Below are 708 nucleotides of genomic sequence, written 5' to 3' on the forward strand. Positions count from 1 at the left end.
CGGCGTGCTTTTCTCCCAGATATCCATTCGCCATGGTGGCCAGTTGATCGTTGCTTCCCATCATCGCCCCGGACAGGCGCACCAGTGACTCGACCTGCTGTTCCAGCGGGTGACTGTCGAACATGGCGATCAGGTCGTCGATACGTTCCAGCGAGTGTTGCGGAATGCCGTTTTCTGCGGCCAGATCGTTCAGGCGGGCGTCCATGCCGTAGGTCCCGTTCGGATCTTCCATCATGCAGGGCGGGATGCTCAGCATCATGCTCAAGAACCACGGTCGCATTTTGGCCGCCATCCAGCCGGGAATGCCGCGCTGGTTCAACGCGGTCGAGAATGCGGCCCAGTCTTCATCTCCCATCAGGTCGATCAGGGTCGGCCCGGATGTGATCATTACAGCGCTGAGATTATTGGCCAGGTTTTTTTCGAATGCATCCATGTCAGTCTGGGTGACTTCGAAATAGAACGCGTCAGCCTGGCTCAGGTCCGGAGACAGGCGTTCAACCACCTTTTCCATACGTTCGTCATACGTGTGCAGGGTGCCAATGATGTGCAGAACCGTGTCATCCTTGCGCGCAATCCAGTGGTTGCCTTCCGGAAAGGGGATGTCCGCCACGGCGCGTTGCAACTCGGCCCGCGCGTCATCTGACAGCAGTGGGCGCAGGTCCTGCCCATCGCACGCAGCCTTAGCCGTGATCGGGGCCAGTAGAAAAG

Annotated in this window: 1 protein-coding gene; it reads right to left on the reverse strand. The window is 58.9% G+C overall.

The features are described from left to right. Positions 1 to 700: TraB/GumN family protein (locus ACR0C6_RS21775; RefSeq protein WP_480621232.1), on the reverse strand; the 700-nt coding region annotated here is incomplete at its 3' end. Positions 701 to 708 lie beyond the last annotated feature (8 nt).

The organism is Ruegeria sp. AL12, assembly GCF_056540885.1.